Raw genomic sequence first — 26,964 nt, forward strand, 5'->3', positions numbered from 1 at the left:
CGTTCGCTAGAACTGTTCACCGTTTCACGGAACGCCGAACCGCTCTAACTCTTTGCTTTTACGCAATTCCAAGAAAACCGTTTCATATCTTTCCTGGAATTGCTCCCTAGCCGGCAGTGTAGAGATCTTTATAGGCCTCGCGCAAAAGATTCTTCTGCACCTTCCCCATCGTGTTGCGCGGCAGTTCGTCGACGAAGATCACCTGCTTCGGATGCTTGTATTTTGCCACACGCCCGGCGATGGCGCCGAGGATCTCGGCAGCCGTTATCCGTGATGTCGGCGTGCGCACGACGACAGCTGTGACGCCTTCGCCGAAGTCCGGATGGGCGACACCGATGACGGCGCTTTCCAAAACCCCGTCAAGCGCGTCGATCTCGCTTTCGACTTCCTTCGGATAGATGTTGTAGCCGCCGGAAATGATCAGGTCCTTGCCGCGCCCGACGATGTGGACATAGCCGTAGGCGTCGACCATACCGAGATCGCCTGATATGAAGAAGCCGTCGGCGCGGAATTCCGCCTTGGTCTTCTCCGGCATGCGCCAATAACCAGCGAAAACATTCGGGCCTTTCACTTCGATCATGCCGACCTCGCCCTCGGCAAGCGGTCGGCCGGTGTCGGGATCGGCGATACGCAGCGCGACGCCGGGCAAGGGGAAGCCGACCGTTCCGGCGCGCCGCTCACCGTCATAAGGGTTCGAGGTGTTCATGTTGGTCTCGGTCATGCCGTAGCGTTCCAGGATCGCGTGGCCGGTGCGCTCGCGCCAGGCCTTGTGCGTTTCGGCCAGCAGCGGCGCCGAGCCGGAAACGAACAGGCGTATGGTTTTTGCCGCCTCGGCGTCGAGACCCTCCTGCTGCAACAGGCGCACATAGAAGGTTGGCACACCCATCAGGGCAGTGGCGCGCGGCAACAGCGAGACGATGCGGCCTGCGTCGAATTTCCGCTCGAACAGCATGGAAGCGCCGGCCATCAGGACGACGTTGGTGGCGACGAACAGGCCATGGGTGTGGAAGATCGGCAGCGCGTGGATCAGCACGTCATCACTGGTGAAGCGCCAGTGATCGACCAAAACCCGCGCATTCGAGGCGAGATTCTCGTGGGTGAGCATGGCGCCTTTCGAACGACCGGTCGTCCCCGACGTGTAGAGGATTGCCGCGAGATCATCCGGCCCGCATGCCACATCACGAAAATCCGCCGGCAGCCGCGAGGCGTGATCGGTCAGCGACCCCTCGCCGTCGCTGCCGAGCGTCACGGTGGCGGCGCCCGTCTTTTGCGCCAGCGCAGCGATGTCGGCTGCCCTTGCCGGATCGCAGACGACCAGCCGCGGTCCGGCGTCGCCGAAGAAGTACTCCAGTTCGGTCAGTGTGTAGGCGGTGTTGAGCGGCAGGAAGACGGCGCCGGCGCGCAGGCAAGCGAGATAGAGCAGGACGGCCTCGGGGCTCTTCTCAACCTGCACGGCAACCCGGTCACCCGGTTCGACACCCAGCTGCAGAAGCGCGTGCGCCAGCTGCGCCGATCGCGCCAGCATATCGCCATAGGTGAGCGAGCGGCCGTCATCGGTTTCCATCAACAGGCGGCCTGCCGCCGGCATCCGGGACCGGAAGGCGTCGAACAGATGGTTGTTCATGAAAGTCTTCCCGCAGTGACGGCGGCGAAGAGTTCGCGGTTCCTGACGATGTCGTCAAGCCAGATCGCATCAGCCAATGGCAGTTTTCGACTGTGGCGGAAACCATTTGCCGAAGTCGGCGCCGCCCCTCATCGCCCTGCCGGGTACTTCTCCCCGTATAGTGACGGGGAGAAGAGGGCAATGCTCGGGATCGAGCGAATTCGAAGCCTGAAAAGCGATTGCCCTGCGGACGGTTCACGCCCGACCGCTATCGCCGCGCGCGTTCGGCCGGGGCGACAGCCTTTGAGTCTTCGTCCTGCTTTAGGCGCTCCATGCACATGGCCGCGGTCAGCTGGTAATGCTCGATCAGCGCCTCCACGGCACCGTCGGCATTTCCGTCCAACGCACATTCGGCGATCAGCCGGTGTTCGCCGAAATCGTCGCGCGGGATGCCTTCGCCGTCATTGGCCATTTGCCGGTAGCGGTAGGCATGATCGGAAAGCTGATCGCAAAATCCCTCCAGCCATTGCGACCGGCAGGCTGAAATCAAAACCCTATGGAAGATGCGGTGCAACTTCTCCCAGTCCGGATTGAGCGATGACTGGTTCTGCGGCGAAAGACGTGAAGCCCGCCCCAGGCGATGCAGCGCCAGCACCAGCTGTTCTTCCCATGCGGCGGTGCGGTGAGCAATCGATTCGCGCAGCGCCCGTTCCTCGAGCCAGCAGCGAGTGCGCGTCAGCTCTTCGAGCTCCGTCGCGCTAACCGGCATGATGAAAAAGCCACGCTGGTCGTGGCGGCCGAGAAGTCCCTCCGAGGCAAGGCGATTGAGGGCTTCCCGGACCGGAGAGGCACCGGCGCCATATTTGGAAACAACCCACTCGACCCGCAGCTTGCTTTCCGTTTCAAGAGCACCGCCGAGAAGATCGCCACGCAGTTGATGATAGACCGTGCTGGCAAGCGTGCTCTTGGAGTCCGTGCCGTCGCCGTTCAGATTGGCAGCTCCGTATGTCAAAGCGACTCCTTGTCCCCCATTCTCGTCTTGGGCAATTCGAGTCCGAAACAGAAGACCACGCTACTATACTTTAGCACAAAGAAATATACCAGCCCCTCCGGCCGGTGCCACAAATCCGCGCGGCTGCAACCAGCGGAAACTTAGCATGTTTTGTATGCACGCAGGAACCACCCGTGTTTTGTGTGCTGCGCATGTATCTTCTCTATCGCGCGCCAAAATTATGACCAGCACAACCGAAATCGGGCCTCGTTTCCAAGCTCGATGCTCTCGGTGGATCGAGCCTTAGCCGGCCTATTGGAACTGAAGCGGGATGACCGCGGCGCGTCAAAGCGTTTTCACGGAAAACGGTGAACCGCTCCAACTCTTGTTTCGACGCAATTCCGGACGGAAAGCCGTTACAGACTTTTCCTGGAATTGCCCTAGCCAGTGGCCTTGTCGGCCGCCGTCCTGATCGCCTCGATGTTTGCCCGGTAGGCTTCGACGCTGCCGCCCTTGAAGATGGCGGCGCCGGCCACCAGCACATCGGCCCCGGCGGCGGTGACCAGCGGCGCGGTTTCCGCCGACACGCCACCGTCGATCTCGATGCGGATCGGCCGGTCGCCGATCAGCGCCTTGACCCGTCTCACCTTGTCGACGATCTCCGGAATGAACGCCTGGCCGCCGAAACCCGGATTGACGGTCATGAGCAGGATCAGGTCGAGGCGGTCGAGCACGTATTCGACGGCGCTTTCGGGCGTCGCCGGATTGAGCGACACACCGGCCTTCTTGCCGAGATTCCTGATCGTCTGCAGCGAGCGGTCGAGGTGCGGCCCGGCCTCGGCATGCACCGTCATACCGTCACAGCCGGCCTCGGCGAAGGCGGCCAGATAGGGATCGGCAGGCGCGATCATCAGATGGCAGTCGAAGAAGGCCTTCGTACGGTTGCGGATCGCCTTGATCACCGGCGGGCCGAAGGTGATGTTGGGCACGAAATGCCCGTCCATCACATCGAGATGGATCCAGTCGGCACCGGCCGCCACCACCGCCTCGACCTCGTCGCCGAGCCGGGAAAAGTCGGACGCAAGCACCGATGGTGCGATCAAGGTCTTTTTGCTCATCCTGCGGCCTTTCCGAGCGCCTGTCATCCCGCCACTCTCAATCGACTGCCTAATGGGCAGCAGGAGACTTGTCGAGTGCGCAGGTACCTTGATCGGTCGACGCCCCGGCGGGGCTTGCCCGTGTTGCGCCGGCCCGGCCGCCCCGGACCCCAGCAAAAACCCGCCGGATTGCTCCGGCGGGTTTTTGGTTGGCGTCACATGGACGGCTACGGCTTGAAGGTCTGGATGTTTCTGGCCGGATCATCCTGCTGTTGCTGCTCGATCTGGGGTTTGCTCCTAGGCATAAGCTGCTGCAGAATGTTCGGGTTCAGCAAGTTCGGGTTGAACTCCAACGATGGCCGGCGGATCGGCCTGCAGTTGGGGTAGCGCCCGATCGTGCCTTCCGGGCAGCGCCGCTTGATGATCGGCTGGCATTGGCCATTGACCATCTGCGAGCCCGGTGCGCACTCCACCTGCTGCCTGCGGCATGCGCCGTCGATCACCTGCGTTCCACGCGGACAGACACACTCGCCGCGCTTGTTATGGACCTGGCCGCGTATGTCGCACTGTTCCAGTTCCGGTTTCTTCTGTCGGCAGGCGCCGTCCCGGATCTCCGTACCCCTCGGGCAGACGCAATTGCCGTCGGCGTCGTGGACCTGGCCACGGATGGTGCACTGCTCCTGCTTCGGCCGGATCGGTCGGCAGGCATTGGCCCTGACTTCCGTACCTTTCGGGCAGACGCAGTCTCCGTCGGCGGTGTGGACCTGGCCCCGGATTGTGCACTGCTCGGGGTTGTCGGTCCTGACACATTTTCCGTTCTCAAGCCCGGTTCCACGTGGGCAGACGCAACGTCCATCCCCGGTCCGGATCTGGCCTTCGAGCAGCACGCAACGCTTCGGCTTGGGCTCGACGATGACGCCGCCGCCCGTGCACTGGCCGTTGCGGAAGGTGGTGCCTTCCGGGCAGACGCACCTGCCGGCACCGTTCATGACAAGACCTGCCGAGCATTGCTTCTTCACCTCATGCGTGATGGTGAAGGGATGGCAGGCATAGGCCTTGCCGCGATCGCCCTGCCCGTTGGCCGCGTCGTGCGGCAGCACGTCGCCGCCGCCTTGCACCCTCGTGTCGGGAGACAGGACGCCAACGCAGTTCTGGCCGCTGACATCGCCTTGCAGATTGGCCAGACGGCCGTCTTCGGGAATGACCACGGTGACATGGTGCGTATGGCTTTGCCCGGCGCCGAGCGTCAGGTTGGCGATGCAGGACAGTGGCAAGGTCGCCGGCTCGGGCGAGCAGCCGAATGGCGGGTCGATCGAGGTAACGGCAACGCCGGCCAGCCGGCCCAGCCCTTCCACGCCGATCGCATCACCGATACGGACAGGGCCGGAGAAGGAGCTCGTCCCGTCATTGGTTATGGTGATGTCGAACGAACAGGGCTGGCCGAGCCGGCATTCGCGATCGCCGGTCTTTTCCACGCGGATGGTCGAAGGGGCCCCGCCCTTGGCGCAGGCCTGGCCGATCGGATAGACGACGTCGTCTCCGGGTGCTGGCCCATAGGAGCCGCGCGCGCAGTTCTCGAACTCGCCATTGGCCCGGACCGTCACGTCGAAGTGGCGGCTGGTTCCAGGTGTCATTACGGCACCGGGAATCTGGCAGGACAGCGCGTTGGCCGGGACCGGTCCGCACGCCCATTCCGCGCCGTCTGATGTGACGGTCTGGATCTGGACGGGTGCGCCGCCGGCCACCAGCGAGGCGGCGTCGTTGACCCGCACCGGACCGGTGGGGGCAGCCGTGCCGGCGTTGGTCACCGTGATGCGGCAGGAGACCAGCGCGGCCCCTGCAAGCGAGCCGCTGCACAGCTTGGTGATGCGCAAGGCCGGCTTGCCGCCATTGGGATGGCGAATGCGTTCCTTGGCACAGGCTTTGTTGTTGGTGAGGTCGTCTTCACCAGGGATGGCCTTCACCTCGGCGCAGTTTTCCACCGTGTCCAACCGATAGCCGGCCGGCATGACCGCCTTGACTACGATCGACGTCGAGGCGCCAGGAGGCAGCGATATCCCAGCATTGTCGCAGCGGAACCGGCCGGGACCGTTCGGTCCGCATGTCCATGGCGGGCTCGGCCCGAAGGTCGAGGTGGCCGGCGCGCCGCCGGGATAGGTGTCGATCACCGTCAGCGGCCCGTTATAGGTCCCGGTGCCGTTGTTGATGACGTCTATCACGAAGCTGCAGACGCCGTCTGCCGTGCAGATTTCGGCGCGGGCGCGCTTCTTGAGGATCAAATCGACCTTCTTGTCGACCGGCGGCCGGCAGTCCGGGTTGCGGTCGCCGCGCCGGCAGATCGGGATCGAGGCGCAGCCGCGGTCGTTGGACTGGCTGCCGAACAGCGGCTTGCCGCTGGCCGCGTAGTCATAGGCGGCGCAATTGCGCAACACGCTGCCTTGCCAGCCGCCTGCCGGCTTGAAGCCGAGCTTGAGGTCGACAAAGGCCCCCGGATTGAGCGTGGTCACCGGATAGGTGCATGTCATCGGGGTGGTGCCAGGCACGCAGGCCCAAGGCGGATTGGGCCCTGAACTCAGCGTCGAGCCGGCCGGCAGCGTCACCTCGTCGAGCACGATCTTGCCGTGATAGGCACCGGTGCCGACATTGGTGACCCTGATGGTGAAATCGCAGCCGCCGGCCATCGTGCAGCGCGCGACATCGGCGCGTTTTTCGACCTTGAGGTCCGGCTCCTTATCCTTGGGCGGGCACCTCTGGTCGCGCGGGATGACGATGTCGATGGTCTGCGTGCAGCACAGGCCCCAGCCCTCCTTCGGCCCGGCATAGGTGTCGATGCCGGTGACGACGAGGTGGATGACGTCGCCGGGCGATGCGCCGGCGATCTTCCAGTTGAGCACGCCGCCGCCCGCCGGCACCTTCTGGGTGTCGGGGATGATGATGATGCCGGGCGTGGTGGTCGAAAGCTGCACCCATTTGCCGCCCATCTCGGGGCCGACCGGCATGTGGTAGATGAAGGCGCCGCCGCCGGGCACGCAATCGACCGTGCCGCGTTCCACCTTGAAGCATTCCTTGCCGGGAGGAGGCGGTGGCGGGTTGCACTTGGTCAAATCGATGCGGATCGAGGTCTTCTCGCCGGTGAGGATGTTGCCGTCATCCGGCTTGCCCGGATCCTGCGACGGGATAATGATCCCGGTGCCGGGTCCGGCGGTCACCTTGATCAGACCCTGGTTGTCGACGATCGTCGGCGAGGGGAAAGCCGCATGGTCGATCTTGGCCGTGATCTTGAAGGTGATGACCCGCTCGTTCGGAGCGCCGACGCCGTCGAGATCGGAAGCGGAAATCCGGAAGTCGGAAACTTCAGCCGTATCGTTGGGGTTCGCCGAACTGCTGATCGTGGCGCCCGGTAGCGGACCGCCGGACGAATTCGTGCCGTCGCCGGACACATTCACGTTGACGATCTCAAGACCGTGCGGAAGCTGGTCCTTGAAGTCGATCTTGACCTTGTTCAGTCTGGCCGCGAGGCCTGGGTCGGCAAAGCGTTGCGGATCGCCGCGCAAGCCGAAGCTCAGCGAATAAACGACATAGTCGCAGCCGCGCTGGCCGCCCGTCTTGGTAAAGAAGGGCACCACGCGCCCAGGCTCCGGATTGATGACGCGCGGGTTGTCGAACTGCAATGGCTGCACATCCGGGCTGGTGGCCTGGATGTTCTGGGCGGCGATTGCCGGCAGTGCGGGCGCGAGAGCGACCGCGATACCGGCCGCCATTAGCCAGCGCGCGCCGCGCCTGGCGTATGACAGGGGTTTCATGATCGTCTCCACGACGGTTTTGTGAGTGTTCGTCGCGCGTGGGGATGGGACAAGAATGTTCATCTTCCCCTCCTCAACGTTCGCAGCTGACGGCTGGTGTGCGGAGCGGCAAGGTCATCTTGCAGCAAGGGTAATAGCCACCCTTGTCCTTGTCGGACTTCCTGTAGAAGCAGAGCCCGACATCGACCCGATCGCCCGGATAGTGGCCAGTGATGCCGATCGTGTAGGGTTGGCCGGGCGCATGCGTCAGGGGTGAGGTCACCCCGACGCCTGGCGTCCTGGACTTTGTCTCGATCGAGGGCTGGGCCTTGAGCGAATCGCCGCCGAAGCCGGCATGGTCATGGAGATAGAGATCGGCCTCGAGGCCGTGCGGCGTGCAGAAATACCGCACGTCCTCTACGTCGAGGCACGGGGGCAGATTGCCGGGCGGTGGAAAGTCCGGCGGGTAGAAGGGTGGCAAATAGCTGCCCGGGATTTCTTCATAATAGCCGGCGCGACCCTCGCAGGGGCGCCAGACGGCGACATCGCCGACATGGCCTTCCACTTCGGGGTCCTCGAAATAGCCGTCGAAGTCGACAAACCAGGAACCGAAGGGCGGCACATTGGCCGGCTTTACCAGTTCCTTGGGCGTGATCTGGACGCCGTGCACCGCCAGCGGCCCGCCGGCGGCGAGCTGTTCGGCAAGCATCGGGTTGTCGCGCAGCTTGTCGCCTGACTTGACCAGCGTCTGGGTACAAACCGAGGTGTCGAGATTGCCGTCCGCGTCATAGCCATATTGCAGGTCGAGACCGCCGGCCGACTGCCTGAAACCCTGCGGGAAGCCGACGGCATATTCCTGCGGCACTTCCACCCAGACCGATTCCGTCGCCGGATCGTCCGGGCTCTCGCGCCAGTAGCGGATGACCTCGCCCTTGCCGGAATCGGCGAACTGGCTGTAGTCGTAGCGGTTCTCGACCGGGCCGCGCTGGGCCAGGTACATGAAGCCGCTATTGTCGAAGGCGATATCGGTGACGGCGTAGTCCTTGTCGGCCTTGACCGTCAGTTCCCAGCGCGCGTCGCCGGCAAAGCTGCCGTCGCGGGCAATGCCCACCGACCAGATTTCCGCCTTTTCGCCGACCGAATAGTAGAGCCGGCCGCCGTGATAGGAGACGGCCCAGACGCGGCGCTCGTCCTGCGTGTAACCCCAGCCGTCGGGGTCCTCGCTGTCGAAGGCCGCGCCCTGGATGTCCATCACCGCGCCATCGTCGGCGACCGGAGCCAGCCCATGCGCCGGGCGTCCGGCAACACCATGGTCGAAGCTGTCGATCAGCGTGCCGTTGGCGTCGATGCGCTGGATGAGTCCGGTGTCGAGGTCCGAGGCGAAGAACTGGCGGTGGATGGGATCGAAGCCGAGATTGCCGAGGCCAGGACCGCTATTGGTGTCGAGGTCGGCGAATTTGTAGACTTGGCCGGTGATGCCGTCGATCTTCCAGATGGTGCCCGGCCCGCCGCCGTTTTCGGTGCCGAACTGGCCCTCCATGAAGGTGGCGCCGGCCACGCCCCGGCGCTGCCGCTCCGGCCTGCCGTCGTCGTCGGCATCCGGCGTGACGATACGGATACCGTGCAGCGAGGTCGCGCCGGCATACAGGTTGGGAATGCCCGACGGGACGCCGTCGCGCACGCCGTCATCATAGGTGACGCCAAACACCTGGCCGATCTGTTCGGCCGTCACCTCGAAGGGCGGCGGCGTGAAGACGAGCTGACCCGACGCCGGGCCGCCAAGATGCGAAACGTCGAACACGCGCAAGGTGGCGCGCGTGGTGTCGACGAAGGTTTCGTCGACCGGATCGACGCCGGGCGGCAGGCCCTGGTCGAAATCAGGAATGACGGTGCCGGAAAATCCGGTCACCGCCATCGAGCCGGGATAGATGATCTGGGTTTCCTGCGCCTGGGCAGCGCTGCCAAGCCACAGGCTGGTGGCGAGTGCCAGTGCCAGCAGACCGCCTGCACGCGCGGTGCGACACAGGCCGACGTCAAGACAAGACACGGACGTGTCGCGGACGCGAGACATCAAGCTACCCCCGTTAGCCCCGGGAGAAACATCCGGCGTCGCCGCGCAAATCAGAGCAAGGCGCGGTGGTCCGGCACGTTCTTCCCTGATCGAATTGTCTGCTTTCCTCGCAGTCACGATACGCTTGCTCTTACCTACGGTCAACGGAATCAGCGGAAAGCCCAGCGCATCGACCCCGTCCCGAAGGCGGTGGCCGCGCCGAGCTCCTGCTGTTCCCGGAGACCGCGGAGTCTCAGGGTTGCTGGTCATGGGGGCTTCCTTTCCGGGCCGCATCATGCGGCACCTGGACGTCAGTCGCAGGCTGAGGCGGAAAGGTTCATGGAAGCCTTGCGCAGAATGCTTGCGCGCGATGCTGCCTGTTCTTATATACGCGCCAAGCCGTTCGGTGCCGGGATGCCGGTTGCCGGAACGGGATTTCTTGTGAACAGGGGCTTTCGTCGGAACGCCTTACCGGGTCCTGAGAGCCTGCTTAGCGGAGAGACTAGAAAAATGGCAAAAGTAATCGGTATCGATCTCGGCACCACCAACTCCTGCATCGCCATCATGGATGGCAAGGAGCCCAAGGTGATCGAGAATGCGGAAGGCGCGCGCACGACGCCTTCCATCGTCGCCATCAGCGGCGACAGCGAACGTCTCGTCGGCCAGCCGGCCAAGCGCCAGGCGGTCACAAATCCAGAAAATACCATCTTCGCGGTCAAGCGGCTGATCGGCCGCCGCTATGACGATCCGGTGACGGAGAAGGACAAGAAGCTTGTCCCCTACAAGATCGTCAAGGGCGACAATGGCGATGCCTGGGTCGAAGCCGGCGGCAAGAAGCAGTCGCCCAGCCAGATCTCGGCGATGATCCTGCAGAAGATGAAGGAAACGGCGGAAGCCTATCTCGGCGAGAAGGTCGAGAAGGCGGTCATCACCGTTCCGGCCTATTTCAACGACGCCCAGCGCCAGGCCACCAAGGACGCCGGCAAGATCGCCGGCCTCGAAGTGCTGCGCATCATCAACGAGCCGACCGCTGCCGCACTTGCCTACGGCCTGGACAAGAAGGAAGGCAAGACCATTGCAGTCTATGACCTTGGCGGCGGCACGTTCGACATTTCGGTGCTCGAGATCGGCGACGGCGTGTTCGAGGTGAAGTCGACCAATGGCGATACCTTCCTCGGCGGCGAGGATTTCGACATGCGCCTGGTCGAGTATCTGGCGTCCGAGTTCAAGAAGGAACAGGGCATCGACCTGAAAAACGACAAGCTCGCCCTGCAGCGCCTCAAGGAGGCGGCTGAAAAGGCCAAGATCGAGCTGTCTTCGACGACGCAGACCGAAATCAACCTGCCCTTCATCACCGCCGACGCGACCGGGCCGAAGCACCTGACGCTGAAGCTGACGCGCGCCAAGTTCGAAAGCCTGGTCGAAGACCTCGTCCAGCGCACCATCGATCCCTGCAAGGCGGCGCTCAAGGATGCCGGCCTGAAGGCCGGCGAGATCGACGAAGTGGTGCTGGTCGGCGGCATGACCCGCATGCCCAAGATCCAGGAAATCGTGAAGCAGTTCTTCGGCAAGGAGCCGCACAAGGGCGTCAACCCGGATGAGGTCGTCGCACTCGGCGCCGCCATCCAGGCCGGCGTGCTGCAGGGCGACGTCAAGGACGTGCTGCTGCTCGACGTGACCCCGCTGTCGCTCGGCATCGAGACCCTGGGCGGCGTGTTCACGCGACTGATCGAGCGCAACACGACGATTCCGACCAAGAAGAGCCAGGTGTTCTCGACGGCGGAGGATTCGCAGTCGGCCGTGACCATCCGGGTCTTCCAGGGTGAGCGCGAAATGGCCGCCGACAACAAGGCGCTCGGCCAGTTCGACCTGGTCGGCATTCCGCCAGCCCCGCGCGGCGTGCCGCAGATCGAGGTCACCTTCGACATCGACGCCAACGGCATCGTCAACGTTTCGGCCAAGGACAAGGGCACCGGCAAGGAGCATCAGATACGCATCCAGGCATCGGGGGGTCTTTCGGACGCCGACATCGAGAAGATGGTCAAGGACGCCGAAGCCAATGCCGAGACCGACAAGAAGCGGCGCGCGATGGTCGAGGCCCGCAACCAGGCCGAGGCGCTGGTGCATTCTTCCGAGAAGTCGCTGAAGGAATATGGCGACAAGGTCTCGGAAGCCGACCGCACCGCAATCGCCGATGCGATCGCGGCACTGAAGACCGCGGCCGAAGGCGACGACGCGGCCGATATCGAAGCCAAGTCGCAGGCGCTTGCCGAAGTTTCGATGAAGCTCGGCCAGGCCATGTACGAGGCCTCGCAGAAAGAAGCCGCGGAAGCCGACGCCAAGGCGGACGCCGCCAAGGACAGCGACGTGGTCGATGCCGATTTCGAGGAAATCGACGAGGACGACGACAAGAAGAAATCGGCCTGAGTCGTTTGACGGCAGGATAATGCGGAAAGCCCGGCGTCAGGCCGGGCTTTTTTGCAACCCCTTGCAGAAAAAGCGCGGGTCTTCCTGAAAAAACACGCACAAACCCGCGTCGCCACTGGCATCGCGGCTTCATCGCACCTAAATCGAAACGGCAATGCCGGCAAACGACGCAACAATGCTTGAAGACATTGAGCATCCGGACAGCGGGAAAAAATGAAAGCTGATTTCTACGAGACGCTGGGCGTGCAAAAGGGCGCCGACGAGAAGGAGCTCAAGAGCGCTTTCCGCAAGCTCGCCATGCAGTTCCACCCCGACCGCAATCCCGGCGATCATTCCTGCGAACACAAGTTCAAGGAAATCAACGAAGCCTACGAAACGTTGAAGGACCCGCAGAAGCGCGCGGCTTACGACCGTTTCGGCCATGCGGCATTCGAACAGGGTGGCATGAATGGCGGCGCACAAGGCTTTGGCGCCGGCGGCTTCGCCGACATCTTCGAGGACATTTTCGGCGACATGATGGGCGGGCGCCAGCGCCGCTCTTCCGGCGGCCGAGAGCGCGGCGCCGATTTGCGCTACAATATGGAAATCTCGCTGGAGGAAGCGTTTGCCGGCAAGACCGCGCAGATCCGCGTGCCGGCCTCGATCTCCTGCTCGGAATGCTCGGGCACCGGCGCCAAGCCGGGCACCCAGCCCGTCACCTGCTCGATGTGCAACGGCCATGGCAAGGTGCGCGCCACGCAAGGTTTCTTCTCCATCGAGCGCACCTGCCCGCAATGCCAGGGCCGCGGCCAGACGATCAAGGATCCGTGCCCGAAATGCGCCGGTCAGGGCCGCGTCACCGAGGAACGCTCGCTGTCGGTCAACATCCCGGCCGGCATCGAGGACGGCACCCGCATCCGTCTTGCCAATGAGGGCGAAGCCGGACTGCGGGGCGGTCCCTCGGGCGATCTCTATATTTTCCTGGCGGTCAAGCCGCACGAGTTTTTCCAGCGCGACGGCGCCGATCTCTACTGCAAGGTGCCGATCTCGATGACGACGGCCGCTCTTGGCGGCTCGTTCGAGGTGACGACGCTGGATGGCACCCAGACCAAGGTGAAGGTGCCGGAAGGCACCCAGAACGGGCGCCAGTTCCGTCTCAAGGGCAAGGGCATGCCGGTGCTGCGTCAGCCCAACATCGGCGACCTCTACATCCAGACCGCGGTCGAGACTCCGCAGAACCTTTCGCGCCGCCAGCGCGAACTGCTGGAGGAGTTCGAGCAGCTCTCTTCGCAGGACAATTCACCCCAATCGAGTGGCTTTTTCGCCCGCATGAAGGATTTCTTCGAATCTTTCGGCGAGCGTTGACAACAAGACCCCAGTGCATGGCGCGTGAACCCGTGAAACGCGCCGCTCCGAGGTACGACGCAATCTATCTTATCCACGACATGCTTGCTGCCGTGCCTTGCCTTGCGGCAACCAGGTGTTAAGTAACTTTGCGGGGAGTGCTGAGGAGAGCTTGCATGACACGGGGTCCCGGACTGCGGAAGGCGCTCGCCGAAAAGTTCGACGACGAGCTCAAATTCTTCAAAGGCTGGATCGACAAGCCGAAGACGGTCGGTTCGATCGTGCCGACCAGTTCGATCACCGCCCGCAAGATGGCCTCGATCGTCGACCCGAAGTCCGGCCTGCCGGTGCTCGAGGTCGGTCCCGGCACCGGCGTCATCACCCGCGCCATCCTCGCCCAGGGGGTAAGGCCCGAAAACCTCTACGCGGTCGAATATTCCACGGATTTCGTGCGCCATCTGCGCCGCCTCTATCCCGGTGTCAACGTCATCGAGGGCGATGCCTTCAATCTCAACGCCACGCTTGGCGAAAAGAGCGGGATGATCTTCGATTCCGTCGTCTCCGGCGTGCCGCTGCTCAACTTCCCGGTCGCCCAGCGTATTGCCTATATCGAAAGCCTGCTCGATCGCATTCCGGCCGGCCGGCCGATCGTGCAGCTGACCTACGGCCCAATGTCGCCGATACCGCCCGGTCGCGGCGACTACAGCGTCGAGCATTTCCATTTCGTCATCCGCAACATCCCGCCGACGCAGTTGTGGATTTATCGCCGCGGAGCACATTAGTTCCTCCGCGCAGACGTTTTGACGGGCGTCGTGCGCTGACGGACCGCATGCCTTGGCGGCCAGGGAAACCGCCCCTCGCTTCGAGCGCTTTTTCGGGACTGTGCGTTGATTTGCTCGAACCTTGGCTGTACCTGTCCGGGAACAAGGGTGGCCAATGGCAGTGATCCCGAAAATCCTCGTCTTCGCCGGCTCGGTGCGCAATGGCGCCTTTAGCGGCAGGACCGCTGATGTGGCACAGAAGGAGCTTGCGATTCAGGGCGCCGAGGCGACCCGCATCTCGCTTGGCGACTATCCGCTGCCGATCCTCGACGAGGACGTCGAAAAGGACACGGGCGTACCTGAAAACGCCCATAAGCTTGCCCGGCTGATTGCCGCCCATGACGGGCTGCTGATCGCCACGCCGGAATATAACGGCTCCATTCCGCCGCTGCTCAAGAACACGATCGACTGGGTGAGCCGCGTGCGCAGGGATGGCGGCCGGCCTGTCAGGCCGCTCGCCGGCAAGGTGGCCGGCCTCTGCTCATCCTCCAGCGGGCACTTCGCCGGCATTCGCTGCATCAACCATCTGCGCGCCGTGCTGGTGCGTTGCCAGATGGAGGTGGTGACGCCGGAGTGCTCGGTGCCCGAAGGCGGCAACGCCTTCGACGGGGACGGCAATTTCCGTGACGAAAGACTGCAAAAATCGATGGAGCACCTATGCCGCACGCTGATCGAAACCTCGCGCATGCTGTCCACCCGGATCGAGGTGTGACCGGCGGAACGATGCAGGCCCAATCCATGCAGGAGAGATTGATCGTCGGCCTCGACGTGCCGACCGTGAGGGAGGCCGAGCAGGCGGTGCGCGAACTCGACGGCGTCGTCTCCTTCTACAAGATCGGCTATCAGCTGGCCTTCGCCGGCGGGCTCGATTTCGCCAGCGAGCTGGCCAGCGGCGGGACGAAGATCTTCCTCGACATGAAGCTGCTGGACATCGACCACACGGTGGCCAAGGGCGTCGAGAACATCGTCAAGATGGGCATGACCATGCTGACCATCCACGCCTACCCCAAGGCGATGCTGGCGGCGGTGGAAGCGGCCCGGGGCAGCGACCTTTGCCTGCTTGCCGTCAGCGTGCTGACCTCGATGGACGAACAGGACGTGATCGACGCGGGCTATGAATACGACCCGCACACGCTGGTGCTGAGGCGCTCCGAACAGGCGCTGCATGCCGGCATGGGCGGCATCGTCTGCTCGGCGGCGGAGGCGGAAGCGGTGCGCCGGATCGTCGGGCCTGACCTGGCGGTGGTGACACCGGGCATACGGCCCACGGGCAGCGACCATGGCGACCAGAAACGCGTGGTGACACCGGGCCAGGCGATCCGAAACGGCTCCAGCCACCTCGTCGTCGGCCGGCCGATCGTCGCTGCGGCAAACAAGCGCGAAGCGGCCGAGGCGATCCTCGACGAAATGCGCTCGGCCTGATTTCCCAGGAACAAACTCGGAGAGAAAACATGCCCAAGGGATATTGGATCGCCCGCGTCGATGTGCGCGACCCGGAAGGCTACAAAGACTATGTCGCCGCCGCCAAACCCGCCTTCGAGCGCTTCGGCGCGAAATTCCTGGCCCGTGGCGGCGCACACGAGAAGGCCGAGGGGCCTGGCCGCGCACGCAACGTCATCATCGAGTTCGAATCGCTAGCGGCAGCCCATGACTGCTACCACTCGCCGGAGTACCAGCGCGCGGCCGCCATCCGCCAGAAGGTCGCCGACGGCGAGATCGTGCTGGTCGAAGGCGCCTGAGCCGGCATGGCGCTTCAGACGAAGTCCTGAAGGTTCGCGTCCCGTATCTTGGCTCCGCCAAGCAGAGCCCCGATCAGCTGGTGCTTGAGGGCCAGGCACTGCGAGCGGGCAAGCTTCACGATGCCGGGAATGTCGTTCTTCTCGCAGGCCTCCAGCAGCTGCTTCTGTTGTTCGACGATCATCGGCATGAAGTCTCGCGACTTGAAGCCGAGATGGAGAGCCCGCTCCGACTGATCGAGAATCTGGCTGAGGAGCTGCGCCAGCCGCAGGTTTCCGGAGAGCTCGGCGATCGCCAGGCGAAAGGCCCGATCGGCGGCAAGGAATGCGACAGGGCTGCGCAGCGTTTCGGGTTTCAGCACCTTTCTTGCCGCCAGCCTGATCTCATCCAGCTCGCGCTCGGTAATACCTGCAGCGGCTGCCCTGAACACTTCGGGTTCGATCAGGCTGCGGACGTCGAAGATCTCATTGACGTCGCGCAAGGTCAGCGTCGTGATGACATAGCCGCGGCGCGGCTCGCTGCGGACCAACCCTTCCTGCATGAGGCGGGCGAGCGCCGAGCGGATCGTCGCCTTCTTGATTCCGTAACGGGCCTCGATCTGTTTCTCGGTCAGTCCTTCGCCAGGCGAGAGGACGCAGGCGACGATATCGCTCTTCAATTGTTCGTAAGCCTGCTCGCTGCGCAGCACGTCCGCCGTCGACAGCGCCGTTGTCCCGGACGCGGGCGATCTGGATGGCGTCGCTTTCGTGGATTTCATGGCTTCTCTCGCTTCGGCCGGCGCCAGCTTGGGTCACCTGGTTGACGTCCGCATCGGCATTGGCTAGCGTTAATCATCCTAGATATCGCGGCTGAGCATCTCAGATAGGAACCGTGGCATGCCTCTATCCACCGACTCCCCTCTCTACCCCGCCATCAACGATATCGTCAACGCGGCGGCGGGTCCCGATCCCTTCGGCCGGGTCAAGGCAGTGCTCAGCGACTATACGGACCGCTTCCATGCGCTCGGCAGGCTCGTTCACGAGGAGGAAGAGGACGAACTGCTGCTGCACGCCAGTCCGAACCTGACCATCTACCACATCACGCTGTCGCCCGGCGTGCAGTATCCGCCGCACAATCACTTGATGGATGCGTTGATCGGCATCTACAGCGGCGGCGAGACCAATTTCATCTACCCGCTCGCCGAGGACCAGATCGAGGCGCCGGAACGGCAGGACTTCACCGCACCCGCGCTGGTGCATATGTCTTCCAGCACCATTCACTCGGTTGCGAATACCGGCAGTGCCCGCTCTGGAGCCCTGCATGTTTATCTGGGTGACCTGCCAGCCACCAGCCGCCAGTTGTGGAGCCTGGCCGACAACCGGCCGGAGCCTTTCGACAACGACCGCTACATGGCCGGCGCGCGACCCATCCGGCAGTCGACCGACGGATAACCCCGTCCGAGCAATCGGCAAGAAGGAACCGGTTGGCGGTTGACATGCAGGCATTTACCTGCGTATTGTCACCTCACGATGAACGAGTGAGGCCGATGGACGCTGACAAGGTCTTCAAGGCGCTGGGCGACCCGACACGCAGAAGGCTGCTGGACCTTCTCTGCGAGAAGAATGGACAGACGCTCGGCCAGCTTTGCGAAAATCTGGACATGGCCAGGCAATCCGCCACCCAGCACCTCGACCTGCTGGAGGCGGCCAATCTGGTGAGCACGGTCAAGCGTGGCCGTGAAAAACTGCACTTCATCAATCCAGTGCCGCTGCACGAAGTCTACGAGCGGTGGGTGCGAAAATTCGAACGGCAGCGGCTCAGTCTGCTGCACGACCTGAAACAAGAACTCGAAGGAGAGGACCAATGACCAAAGAGACGACAAGCTTTGTCTACGTGACCTATATTCGCTCGACGCCGCAGAAGGTGTTCGAGGCCATCATCAAGCCCGATGTCGCAAGGCGCTATTGGGGCCACGAGAACGTCTCCGACTGGAAGGCGGGATCGAAATGGGAACATATCCGCGCCAACGACGAGCGCACCGTCGAACTCGTCGGCGAGGTCGTCGAGATTTCGCCGCCGACCCGCCTCGTCATCACCTGGGCGAACGCCTCGCAGGCCGACGACCCGTCGAAATACAGCCGGGTCACGTTCGGCATCGAGGAATACGACACCATGGTGCGGCTGACCGTCACCCATGACGAACTCGAAGCCGGCAGCGGCATGGCGAAAGGCATCAGCCAAGGCTGGCCGGCCGTGCTGTCCAGCATGAAATCCTTCCTCGAAACCGGCAGCGGCATCGACATCTTCGCCAAGCCGAAATCGGCCTGACTTCAGCGGAGAACGACAATGACCAGGCGTTATAGCGGCGGATGCGCATGCGGTGCGATCCGCTATGAAACAAGCAGCGAACCCATCTTCGAGAACCACTGCCAATGCCGGGAATGCCAGAAGCGAAGCGGCACGGGCCACGGCTCCTATCTGACCTTCCCGGAGCGGGCCGATGTGACAATCACGGGCAAGGCAAACACCTGGCGGGTGGCGGGCGACAGCGGCAACGAAAAGATCCACGCCTTCTGCCCGACCTGTGGAACGCCGGTCTACCTGACGCAAGTCGCAATGCCCGAACTGATAGCGGTCCACGCGACCAGCCTCGACGACCCTGGCCAGTTCAATCCGCAGGTGGTCACATACGCCATCCGCGGCCATGCCTGGGACATGATCGATCCATCATTAAAGACCTTCGACCGCATGCCACACGGATAGCTTCACCGGAACGTCGAAGCATCGCGATGCTGCGGGTTCGCTTAGAGCAATTCCAGGAAAAGTGTGAAACGGTTTTCCGTCCGGAATTGCGTAAAAACAAAGAGTTAGAGCGGTTCGTCGTTTCCGTGAAACGATGAACCGCTCTACCGTCGCACCGTTAGAAGCGACGGTCCGGTCCGGTCATTCGGTTCGCCGCGGTTTCCGCGATGGCGTCGGCAAGCCCCAGCCCCCACTGCGACCTGCAATAGGCGCGGAAATCGAAGCAAGGCAGGCCGGGGCAGACCTCGAATTCTATGAGGTGGACCGTGTCGTCGGCCTCGACGCGCAGATCGATGGAAAACACGTCACGCAGGCAGAGCCCGCCCATCAGCCGCTCGGCGATTGCGCGAATCCCAGCGTCGGCGGCCGGCTGGCTGTCGGCAACCGCGACGAGCTCCGGTTCGGCGTAGCGGCCCGCCGCCTTCGCCGCCTCACCGGTATCGCCATAGAGCGCCAGGCTGTCCGCCATGGTCTGGAAATCGCTGCCTGAATCGACAAAGGCCACGCCAAGCGCTTCGACGCCATTCTCCGGCGTCAGTCCGAGGAAGCTCGCGCGCACATTGCGGCCGGCGACATAGGGCTGGACGACGACGTCGTCGCGATAGGCGGCGAAAACACGGCGGCTGAGCTCCAGCGCGTGGCCGAGATCGCCGCAACGCGAATCGGGCCAGATGCCGATCTTGGCGCCGAGCCGGTTCGGCTTGACGAACCAGCCGGCGGCCGAAACCGGCGGCTCGACCAGCCATTGGCCGTCCCTGGCAAGGCCGGCGGGCGGCGCCGGCAGGCCGAGCGCGCCGAGCACGGCGCCGGAGCGGAACTTGTCCTGGCAGAGCGCGAACAGCGTTTCGTCGGCGCCGACCGTTCTGAATCCGCCCAGTCTCGCCAAAGCGGGTGCCGCGCCGCCGCGGAAATAGGCGACGCCGTCGGTCAGCGTCCAGACCAGCGTCGTGCCGGGGTCCTCGCCGTCGAGCAACCTTGCGGCTTCGTCCAGCGCGACCGGCGCGAAAGACAGGCCGCGCGCCAGGCAGGCACCGGCAAGCGCGTCGAATTCGGGCGCGAGGTCGGTCGACTGCGCCAGATAGGAAGCGATTTCGGCGGCGCGCTCCGGGGCGTGGCCGTCGGCGACCAGGCGGTCGAAACAGGCTTTTTCCGGCTCATGGACGAGGATCAGTTTCGGCTTTTTGCTCGTCATGGTTTGAACAGTTTTCCGGCGGCGACATCGCCTACCATCGCACGGCGACGGCAATCGGCTCCCGCGAAACCGACACGGTGCGGGCGCCTGCGTGACAGCACCTCAAAGCAATTTTAGCGGAGGCCATCAACTGTTGAAGCCAGCGCCGCCCCTCATCGCCCTGCCCGTCCTCCGCAGCAGCTGCGCTGCAGCTGCGGAGGGTGGACCGGGCGCTTCTCCCCGTAGGTGACGGGGAGAAGGAGGCCGGCCGCGAAGCCGGCGTTCTTCCTGGAGCGCTGGAGGTATGCTCAGGCGATCAGCACGCGGGGCTCGAAGCGGCCGTTGACGGGGATATCGAGCAGGAAGGTCATGCCGCCTTGCAGATCGAGCAGCCGCTGCTTTTCGTTCTTGCCCGACCAGGCGGAGGTGACCGCCAGCCGGTCGGCGTTCTTTCCGACAAAGGCGGGGCAGGAGGGCTGCGTCACCGGCATGGCGACGGTGCGGACGAGCTTGCCGTCGGGTGCATAGGCTTCGACGACGCTGCCGCCCCAGCAGGCGTTCCACAGGATGCCGTCGCGGTCGAGAACGGAACCGTCGATATAGCCCTTGGCCGAACGGTGATCGACGAACACGTTCGGCTCGCCGCTGGGCAGGCCCGTCGCCGGGTCGCAGTCGACGCGCATCAAAAGGCCGGTCGAGGTATCTGTGTAATGAGCGGTTGCGCCGTCTTCGGTAAAGCAGATGGAATTCGACACAGTGATGTCCGAGAACAGTTTGCGCAGCTCTCCCTTGAAGAACCAATAGATCGACCCGGCGCCCTTTTCTTCCTTCTTGCCCATCGTGCCCGCCCACAGGGCGCCGCAGGGGTGGACGCGGGAATCATTGGAGCGGGTGACCGGATTGTCGGCCTCGATCGGTGTGTGCAGCGTCATCTTGCCGGTCGCGACATCGCGGACATAGAGGCCTGTCTCGGCGGCGATCAACTGGCGTTTTTCGTCGATGATGGCGATGGCGCTCGCCATCCGGCCGAGATCGTGGACGGTCGTCGCGCCGCCTGACAGCCGCTTTTCTAGAAGCTGTCCATTGACGATGTCGAACCAGTACAGAGTGTCTGTAGCAGGATCGTAGCTCGGCCCTTCGCCGAGCTGGCAGACGTGATCGGAAAGAACCGAAACGATCGCTTCGCTCATCATGCTTCTCCGAACGCCGCGTCCCAGGCCGCGACCGCAGCGTGCGCGCGCGCCGCCACCTCGTCGACGCTCATCCCCGGCTTGAACAGGCTGGAGCCGAGACCGAACACCGTCACGCCCACCGCCTTGTAGCCGGCAAAGTCCTTTTCCGAAACGCCCCCGACCGCGCCGACCAGGGTCTGCGCCGGCAGTACCGCGCGGATCGCGGAAATGCCGCCCGCGCCGAGCACGCTCGCGGGGAAGAATTTCAAGGCCGAGGCGCCAAGCCGGATCGCCTGGAAAGCTTCGGTGGGCGTGAACACGCCGGGCATGGTGACCATGCCGTATTCCGTGGCACGGCCCATCACCCCGGCATCGATGTTGGGGCTGACCAGCAGCCGGCCACCGGCCTTGTGCAAGCCGTCGACATCGGCCGGCGTCAGCACCGTGCCGGCGCCGATCAGAGCTGTCGTGGGAAGCGCTTCGACGATCCTGGCGATCGACGAGAACGGCTCCGGCGAGTTGAGCGGCACTTCGATCGCCTCGATTCCGGCGTCGAACAACGCCTGGCCCATGGCGATCGCTTCAACCGGCTTAAGGCCGCGCAGGATGGCGACAAGCCCCCGCTTGAGCTTCGGGAAGGCTGCTGTCTGGGTCATGCCAAGGCTCCACTTCTCGCAATCATGCCGTTCTCGCGCGCGGCTTCGATGAGCCCGGCGCGCACCGCTTCGTCGGCGTCGACGCTGCGCACGTCGAGACCGGCGATGCCAAGCGCAGCCTGATAGAGCGCGCCGAGCGCGCCTGAGGCGATCAGCACCACGGATGCCGCGCCGGCGCCATGACGGCGCCTGGCCGAGGCGATCTCGCCACCGATCAGCAGGCCGGACAGGCAAGCGGCGGCATCGTCGGCCTTCAGGTCCTGAAGCAGGCCGGCGGCACGAATGGAAAACAGCCGCGACGTGACATCGCCGCCATCCGCCAACGCGATTTCGCACCAGCGCCGGAAGAACGGATTGTCCGGGGTGACCGGTTTGGGATGTTCGCCTAGCGAATGGCGCAGGATCGAGTGCCCGGCAAGCACCGAGAACAGCTCGCCGGTCGGCCATGTGCCGAAGCCGGCAACGGCGCCGTCCTCGACCAGCACCCATTTCGAATGGGTGCCGGGCATGCAGACAAGCTGGCGTCCCTTGGCCGGCAGGCCGGCGCCGGCAAGCTGCGTTTCCTCGCCCCGCATGACGTCGGGCGCATCGGCCAGGCGCTGGGCAAGGCCGGGTACGATGCGGATATCGCGGCTCTGGCCGGGCACCCGGGCCGCACCGCCCAAAATGGCGCCGATCGGTGCCGGCACGCCGACATAGGGCGCCTCCAGCCAGCCCTGTCGCGAGCCGGCCATGCCGCAGATGATGACCGGCAGTGCCTCCGGCGCGGCCAGGGCCTTCAGATGACCTTCGAGAAGCGTCGAAAACCCCTTCTGCTGTGCGGTGATCAGGCCGTCATCGCCACGGCGTTCGGCAAGGACTTTGCCACTCTTGTCGACAAGCCAGACCCGCATGCGGGTCGTGCCCCAATCGACGGCGGCTACCGCGGGCACGTTGCCGACAAACCCTGGGCTCACAGGAAACCTCCATCGACGATCAGCATCTGCGCGGTCAGCATGCGCGAGGCGTCCGAGGCCAGGAACAGCACGGTGCCGACCATGTCGTCCGGATGCATGACGTCCTTGATGCACTGCTTGGCGACATGGGCGGCAAGTCCCTGTTCGGTCACCCAGCGGTCTTTCTGCCGTTCGGTGATCACCCAGCCGGGCGCGACGGCGTTGACGCGGATGCGGTCGGGCCCAAGCTTGCCGGCCAGCCCCTTGGTGAGGCCGAGTATGCCGGCCTTGGCGGTAGTGTAGGCCGGCATGTCGGGGTGGTTGATGAGATAGGAAGTCGAGGTGAAATTGATGATCGAGCCGCCGCCGGCTCGCTTCATGCCCGGTGCGACGGCCTGCGCGGTGAAGAAATGCGGGCGCAGATTGACCGCCTGGTTGTTGTCCCAGAATTCGACCGTCACGTCCTCGACGGCGTGGCGTTCATCCCAAGCGGCATTGTTGACCAGCACGGTCACGTCGCCATGCGCCTCCGCCGCCCTGGCGGCCGAGGCCCGCAGCGCTTCGACATCACGCAGGTCGGTCTTGAGATAGAGCGGTCGGCGGCCGGTCTCCTTCTCGATGCGGTCGGCAAGGGCGGTGCTCGGGCCATCGGCGATGTCGATGAAAGCGACGTTGGCGCCCTGGCGCACGAAACCCTCGGTCAGCGCGGCACCAATTCCGGAGCCGCCACCGGTGATCAGCACCGAGGCGCCCTCGAGGTCGGCAAAATGCGCCGATGGCATCATATCTGTCTCTCCCAGCGCATGGCCCCGAAATCGGACCGATTTTCGGAAAGGGATCATGCACAAATATTAAAGCGCTGCAGCGTCCTTTGCGCATCCTGAAAGACCCGCGGCGCTGTAGCGTGACCGGCGCGCATCCTAGCCAGAGAAGTCTTTCGGGCAAGGGCGAAACGTCGGTTTGCCGGGCTTATGTCAGACAAAACGACAATGCGCCACACTGAACGCACTGCGCTATCGACGGATTGCGGATCGCTTCGAAACTTCCGTCAGATCGCCTTGGCGCGCAAGGCGCCGCGGAAGGAATCGCGGAGATAGCCCAACGTGGCGTCGGCATCGACAGGCTTGCCGAACAGATAGCCCTGCCCGCCGGCGCAGCCGAACTGGACGAGGCGGTCGGCCTGCGCCTCCTGCTCGATGCCTTCGGCGACCACGTCCATGCCGAGTCCCTCGCACATGGCAAGAATGGCACGGATGATGTGTTCGGACGGGCGATCGTCAAGAATGGACGAAACGAAGGCGCGGTCGATCTTGAGCTTGTCGAAATGGAACTCGCGCAAGCGGCCGAGCGAGGACTGGCCGGTGCCGAAATCGTCGAGCGAGACGCGGATGCCGACGCGGCGCAGATCCTCGACGATCTTCTCGGCCGAGGCCGGGTCGTTCATCAGGCCGGTCTCGGTGATCTCGATCTCCAGCCGGCGCGGATCGAAGCCGGTACGGTCGAGGATCGCCAATATGTGCAGGCCTGTGTTCTGGTCGACGAGTTGCGAGGGTGACAGATTGAACGAGAGGAACAGGTCCTTCGGCCAGTTCCTCGCCGCTTCGGTCGCCTTACGCAAGACAAGCTGCGACAGCGGGCCGATGATGCCGCGCTCCTCGGCGATGGGAATGAAGACCGTCGGCGGAACCGCGCCGAGGTCGCGGTCGGTCCAGCGCGCCAGCGTCTCGAAGCCGATGGTGCGGCGGGTGTTGAGATCGACGATCGGCTGGAAATGCGGCTCCACCTCGCCGGCCGAGACGGCACGACGCAGCGCCTGCTCGATGCGGGTGACGCGCTTGGCCGCCTCTTCCATCTCGCGGGTGTAGACGACGACGCGGCCACGGCCGGAACGCTTGGCGTGGTAGAGTGCCGTTTCGGCCTTGTTGATGAGGATCTCGGTGGTCTCGTCGCCGGAATAGAACAGCGAGCAGCCGACCGAGGCCGAGAGCCGGGCGGTGCGTTCGCCGACATCGTAGGGCGCTGAAAGAATCTCGATCAGCATGCGTGACTTTTCAGCCGCCGCCGCTTCGCTGAACACCATGGGGTAGAGAAAGGCGAATTCGTCGGCGCCGATGCGGCAGACCGTGGAGCGGTCGTCCATCGAGGCGCGCAGCCGCATGGCGACCTGGATCAGAATATCGTCGCCGGCCTTGTGGCCGAACAAATCGTTGATCGGCTTGAAGCCGTCAAGGTCGAGAATTCCGACGGTGAATGGGGCAGGATCGTCGGCACGGTCGCTGATCAGGCGATCGACCTTGTCGAAGAAGCGGCGATGATTGCCAAGCCCGGTCAACGGATCGGTGAAGGCCAGATCCGTGCTCTCCCTGTTTGCCTGACCGGTGCCAAACGAAGTTTGCATCGGTGTCCCTGTTTCTCGAAGTCGGAATTTATTTCGAGACTGGCAGCAAACCCTTTAGGAAACGTATCGCGAAAATCGATTTTTTCGCGGCCGGAGCATGATCCCGAAAACGGAGTCCGGTTTTCGCCGGAGCCGATGCCCAAGCAAAATGTAGCATCGTGTTCAGGGGATCGATGCGCGTGCATCAAGTCCTTGTTTTCACGCGGACCTCAACCGTTTGATCGCACGCGATAGAGCTCGAGCGCGGTACCACGGGTTTCGGCCACCGGCTCCAGCCAATCCGGCACGTTTCCCCGCATCAGCCCGGCCAGAAAGCCGTCCGGCGCCTTGGCCGCGAAAAGCCTGCTTTCCGGATTGCCGCGGCAGACCGCGACAAGGCCGACATGGTGGTTTTCGACGATTGCTCTGGCAGCGGCAGCGGAGCCTATCAAGGCATCCAGCATAAGCAGGTTTCCGGCGGCGTTGCGGTGATAGGGCCCCGCGAACACGCGATGGCCGGTGAAGGCCAGGATCGGCGAGCCAAGATTGGAGATCGCAAGAACCGTGGTGTCCGGCATTCTGCCGAGAGCGGCGAACGAGGCCTTGCTGCCGCAAGGTGCATCGATGCTGGCGTCCTTGACGGCCGGATTGGTTTCGAACGCGTTCGATGCCGCCGCTGCGGCGCCCGACCAGATCGAATTCACCGAAATCAGCCAGGCCGCGGCCATTCTGAACACGGAGCCGCTGGACGGATCGGTTTCGGCCCGCCGCCGCCACTTCGCGATCCAGGCGGAGAGCGGGATCACTGCGAAGGCGATGGAGAAGGTCGAGCCGCGCACCTCCCAGGCGCTGACCAGGAATGCCACCAGAAGCAACGCTCCGATGAAGCTGTCCTGCCGTCGCCAACCGCCGTGGGCGAAGCGAAGCGCCATCAGGACGATCGCAACCAGCGGCGTGGCAAAACGAGCCACGACCCTCGCCGGGTCATCGGAGACAAGGTGAACGATCGACTGTGCCTCCTCGATATGGCCGAGCCACATCTGCTGGAGGCGTGGGTCGAGATTGGCGTAAGGGGCGGCAAGGCATTGCGGAAACAGGAATACCACGACGGAAGCGAGAACGACCGCCAGCAGGCCAAGCGAGGCCATGCGCCGAGCGGCTGTCGCATGGGCAACTTTCCATGAAGCAGTGACCGCCAGGCCGGCGCCGGCGATCGCGGTGACGGCGAATTGCACGATTGAAAATGTGTCGCACTGCGCCTGGCCCCATGACGACATGGGAATGGTGGTGACGAAGACGAGGGCCGAGACGCCGGCGACGCCGAGGCCAAAATCCCTGGCGACCAGCCTCTCGCCGTCACCCCTGCCAAGAAACAGCAGGGCGACAACGGCACCGAGGGTTCCGGCGTAGGGAGCGCTTTCCATGCCGATGGCCAATGTCAGCGTGGCGAATGCGCCAGCAAACAGGGCGGCAGGCCGATGCGCGGGCCCCTCAAGCAGCAAGGCGAGGCTGGCCAAGGTCAGCGTCATCTGGACATTATGATGATCGAGCGAACCGGGCGAGAAGATACCGATGTAATACAGGGCTGCTCCACCGACGACGGCGGCCGGCAGGACCGCGTGCCCGCCGGCGAAACCGCGCGCGGCGCGGATGATGAAGAAGACCGCGAGGCAGAACAGCAGGGCAGGCCACAGTACCTGCACGACCTGTTCGGCCAAGGTGGTGCTGCCCGTCAGGGCTGACACGGCAAGCATGCCGAGGGCCAGCGGCCCGTCGAGCAACCGCGACCAGTGCATGATGAAGCCGCCTTCCAGCCCCATCCTGTATTGGTGCAGGTCGAACCACCCCTGGCCGGCCAGAAGGTCGCGGACTTCGACCAGTTGCAGCAGGCTGTCATTGTCACCCGCCGGATTGGCCAATTGCGGGAAGCCGGCATAGGCATTGAGGGCCAGCAGTAGCAAGGCGGCAAGCAGCGCCAATGCAATATCTGACCTCCAGGTGGCCGCGCCGTCCTTTGCTGTGCTCATGCCGATCGCCCTTG

At 63.9% G+C, this 26,964-nt stretch carries 22 protein-coding genes and 1 pseudogene; 10 read left to right on the forward strand and 13 right to left on the reverse strand.

The annotated features are described in order from the left end of the window. Positions 1 to 106: 106 nt before the first annotated feature. The 5 genes and pseudogenes from NKJ26_RS08010 to NKJ26_RS08030 form a co-directional block, all read right to left on the reverse strand. The gene (locus NKJ26_RS08010; protein WP_352694842.1) at positions 107 to 1,624 is read right to left on the reverse strand and encodes a malonate--CoA ligase; all 1,518 of its coding nucleotides are present in this window, start codon (positions 1,622 to 1,624) and stop codon (positions 107 to 109) included. Positions 1,625 to 1,871: 247 nt separating this feature from the next. After that, a complete protein-coding gene (locus NKJ26_RS08015) occupies positions 1,872 to 2,615 on the reverse strand; it encodes a GntR family transcriptional regulator (RefSeq protein ID WP_352694843.1) in 744 nt (247 codons plus the stop codon). 419 nt (positions 2,616 to 3,034) lie between these two features. Next, positions 3,035 to 3,712, reverse strand: coding sequence for a ribulose-phosphate 3-epimerase (rpe, locus tag NKJ26_RS08020; RefSeq protein WP_352694844.1), 678 nt, complete (start codon positions 3,710 to 3,712; stop codon positions 3,035 to 3,037). Positions 3,713 to 4,074: 362 nt separating this feature from the next. Continuing rightward, a pseudogene (locus NKJ26_RS08025) lies at positions 4,075 to 7,557 on the reverse strand (DUF7929 domain-containing protein); the annotation flags it as partial. 10 nt (positions 7,558 to 7,567) lie between these two features. Beyond that, positions 7,568 to 9,820, reverse strand: a complete 2,253-nt coding sequence (locus NKJ26_RS08030) for a hypothetical protein (RefSeq protein WP_352694846.1) — start codon at positions 9,818 to 9,820, stop codon at positions 7,568 to 7,570. Between the two features lie 213 nt (positions 9,821 to 10,033). Between NKJ26_RS08030 and dnaK the strand changes: the two genes are divergently transcribed. From dnaK to NKJ26_RS08060, 6 genes are all read left to right on the forward strand, one after another. Further along, the gene (dnaK, locus tag NKJ26_RS08035) at positions 10,034 to 11,950 is read left to right on the forward strand and encodes a molecular chaperone DnaK (RefSeq protein ID WP_352694847.1); all 1,917 of its coding nucleotides are present in this window, start codon (positions 10,034 to 10,036) and stop codon (positions 11,948 to 11,950) included. A gap of 213 nt (positions 11,951 to 12,163) precedes the next feature. After that, positions 12,164 to 13,294 (forward strand): molecular chaperone DnaJ, encoded by a 1,131-nt coding sequence (gene dnaJ / locus NKJ26_RS08040; protein WP_027027784.1) that lies wholly within the window; start codon positions 12,164 to 12,166, stop codon positions 13,292 to 13,294. 155 nt (positions 13,295 to 13,449) lie between these two features. After that, the gene (pmtA, locus tag NKJ26_RS08045; protein ID WP_352694848.1) at positions 13,450 to 14,055 is read left to right on the forward strand and encodes a phospholipid N-methyltransferase PmtA; all 606 of its coding nucleotides are present in this window, start codon (positions 13,450 to 13,452) and stop codon (positions 14,053 to 14,055) included. A 154-nt stretch (positions 14,056 to 14,209) separates the two neighbouring features. Then, the gene (locus NKJ26_RS08050) at positions 14,210 to 14,806 is read left to right on the forward strand and encodes an NADPH-dependent FMN reductase (protein ID WP_352694849.1); all 597 of its coding nucleotides are present in this window, start codon (positions 14,210 to 14,212) and stop codon (positions 14,804 to 14,806) included. A gap of 11 nt (positions 14,807 to 14,817) precedes the next feature. After that, positions 14,818 to 15,516, forward strand: coding sequence for an orotidine-5'-phosphate decarboxylase (gene pyrF, locus NKJ26_RS08055; RefSeq protein ID WP_502903095.1), 699 nt, complete (start codon positions 14,818 to 14,820; stop codon positions 15,514 to 15,516). Positions 15,517 to 15,545: 29 nt separating this feature from the next. Further along, the gene (locus NKJ26_RS08060) at positions 15,546 to 15,833 is read left to right on the forward strand and encodes a DUF1330 domain-containing protein (RefSeq protein ID WP_352603319.1); all 288 of its coding nucleotides are present in this window, start codon (positions 15,546 to 15,548) and stop codon (positions 15,831 to 15,833) included. 14 nt (positions 15,834 to 15,847) lie between these two features. On the opposite strand, the gene NKJ26_RS08065 is transcribed toward NKJ26_RS08060, so the two are convergent. Continuing rightward, positions 15,848 to 16,588, reverse strand: a complete 741-nt coding sequence (locus tag NKJ26_RS08065) for a GntR family transcriptional regulator (RefSeq protein ID WP_352603317.1) — start codon at positions 16,586 to 16,588, stop codon at positions 15,848 to 15,850. Between the two features lie 118 nt (positions 16,589 to 16,706). Between NKJ26_RS08065 and NKJ26_RS08070 the strand changes: the two genes are divergently transcribed. The 4 genes from NKJ26_RS08070 (at position 16,707) to NKJ26_RS08085 (ending at position 18,573) form a co-directional block, all read left to right on the forward strand. Beyond that, positions 16,707 to 17,261, forward strand: a complete 555-nt coding sequence (locus tag NKJ26_RS08070) for an autotransporter (protein WP_352694851.1) — start codon at positions 16,707 to 16,709, stop codon at positions 17,259 to 17,261. 95 nt (positions 17,262 to 17,356) lie between these two features. Next, on the forward strand, positions 17,357 to 17,677 hold the full coding sequence (locus NKJ26_RS08075; RefSeq protein WP_352603313.1) for an ArsR/SmtB family transcription factor: 321 nt from the start codon (positions 17,357 to 17,359) through the stop codon (positions 17,675 to 17,677). Further along, entirely contained in the window at positions 17,674 to 18,138 is a 465-nt protein-coding gene (locus NKJ26_RS08080; protein WP_352603311.1) for an SRPBCC family protein, read from the forward strand. Before NKJ26_RS08075 ends, NKJ26_RS08080 begins: the two co-directional genes overlap by 4 nt. Before the next feature lie 18 nt (positions 18,139 to 18,156). Further along, positions 18,157 to 18,573 carry a GFA family protein gene (locus NKJ26_RS08085; protein WP_352694852.1) on the forward strand — a complete coding sequence of 139 codons (417 nt, stop codon included), beginning with the start codon at positions 18,157 to 18,159 and terminating at the stop codon, positions 18,571 to 18,573. Positions 18,574 to 18,730: 157 nt separating this feature from the next. Here NKJ26_RS08085 and NKJ26_RS08090 read toward each other — a convergent pair whose 3' ends face one another. The 7 genes from NKJ26_RS08090 to NKJ26_RS08120 all read right to left on the reverse strand — a co-directional run bounded on the left by NKJ26_RS08090 (position 18,731) and on the right by NKJ26_RS08120 (position 26,950). Continuing rightward, entirely contained in the window at positions 18,731 to 19,804 is a 1,074-nt protein-coding gene (locus NKJ26_RS08090; RefSeq protein WP_352694853.1) for a D-alanine--D-alanine ligase family protein, read from the reverse strand. A gap of 287 nt (positions 19,805 to 20,091) precedes the next feature. Continuing rightward, positions 20,092 to 20,973 carry an SMP-30/gluconolactonase/LRE family protein gene (locus tag NKJ26_RS08095; RefSeq protein ID WP_352694854.1) on the reverse strand — a complete coding sequence of 294 codons (882 nt, stop codon included), beginning with the start codon at positions 20,971 to 20,973 and terminating at the stop codon, positions 20,092 to 20,094. After that, positions 20,973 to 21,611, reverse strand: coding sequence for a 2-dehydro-3-deoxy-6-phosphogalactonate aldolase (locus NKJ26_RS08100; RefSeq protein ID WP_352603303.1), 639 nt, complete (start codon positions 21,609 to 21,611; stop codon positions 20,973 to 20,975). Before NKJ26_RS08100 ends, NKJ26_RS08095 begins: the two co-directional genes overlap by 1 nt. Further along, on the reverse strand, positions 21,608 to 22,567 hold the full coding sequence (locus NKJ26_RS08105; RefSeq protein ID WP_352694855.1) for a 2-dehydro-3-deoxygalactonokinase: 960 nt from the start codon (positions 22,565 to 22,567) through the stop codon (positions 21,608 to 21,610). Before NKJ26_RS08105 ends, NKJ26_RS08100 begins: the two co-directional genes overlap by 4 nt. After that, the gene (locus NKJ26_RS08110) at positions 22,564 to 23,331 is read right to left on the reverse strand and encodes an SDR family NAD(P)-dependent oxidoreductase (RefSeq protein WP_352694856.1); all 768 of its coding nucleotides are present in this window, start codon (positions 23,329 to 23,331) and stop codon (positions 22,564 to 22,566) included. Before NKJ26_RS08110 ends, NKJ26_RS08105 begins: the two co-directional genes overlap by 4 nt. 263 nt (positions 23,332 to 23,594) lie before the next feature. Then, positions 23,595 to 24,944 carry a putative bifunctional diguanylate cyclase/phosphodiesterase gene (locus NKJ26_RS08115; protein ID WP_352603296.1) on the reverse strand — a complete coding sequence of 450 codons (1,350 nt, stop codon included), beginning with the start codon at positions 24,942 to 24,944 and terminating at the stop codon, positions 23,595 to 23,597. 209 nt (positions 24,945 to 25,153) lie between these two features. After that, a complete protein-coding gene (locus tag NKJ26_RS08120; RefSeq protein WP_352694857.1) occupies positions 25,154 to 26,950 on the reverse strand; it encodes a GtrA family protein in 1,797 nt (598 codons plus the stop codon). Positions 26,951 to 26,964 lie beyond the last annotated feature (14 nt).

The sequence above is a fragment of the Mesorhizobium sp. M0152 genome (assembly GCF_040322415.1).
Taxonomy (GTDB): Bacteria; Pseudomonadota; Alphaproteobacteria; order Rhizobiales; family Rhizobiaceae; genus Mesorhizobium.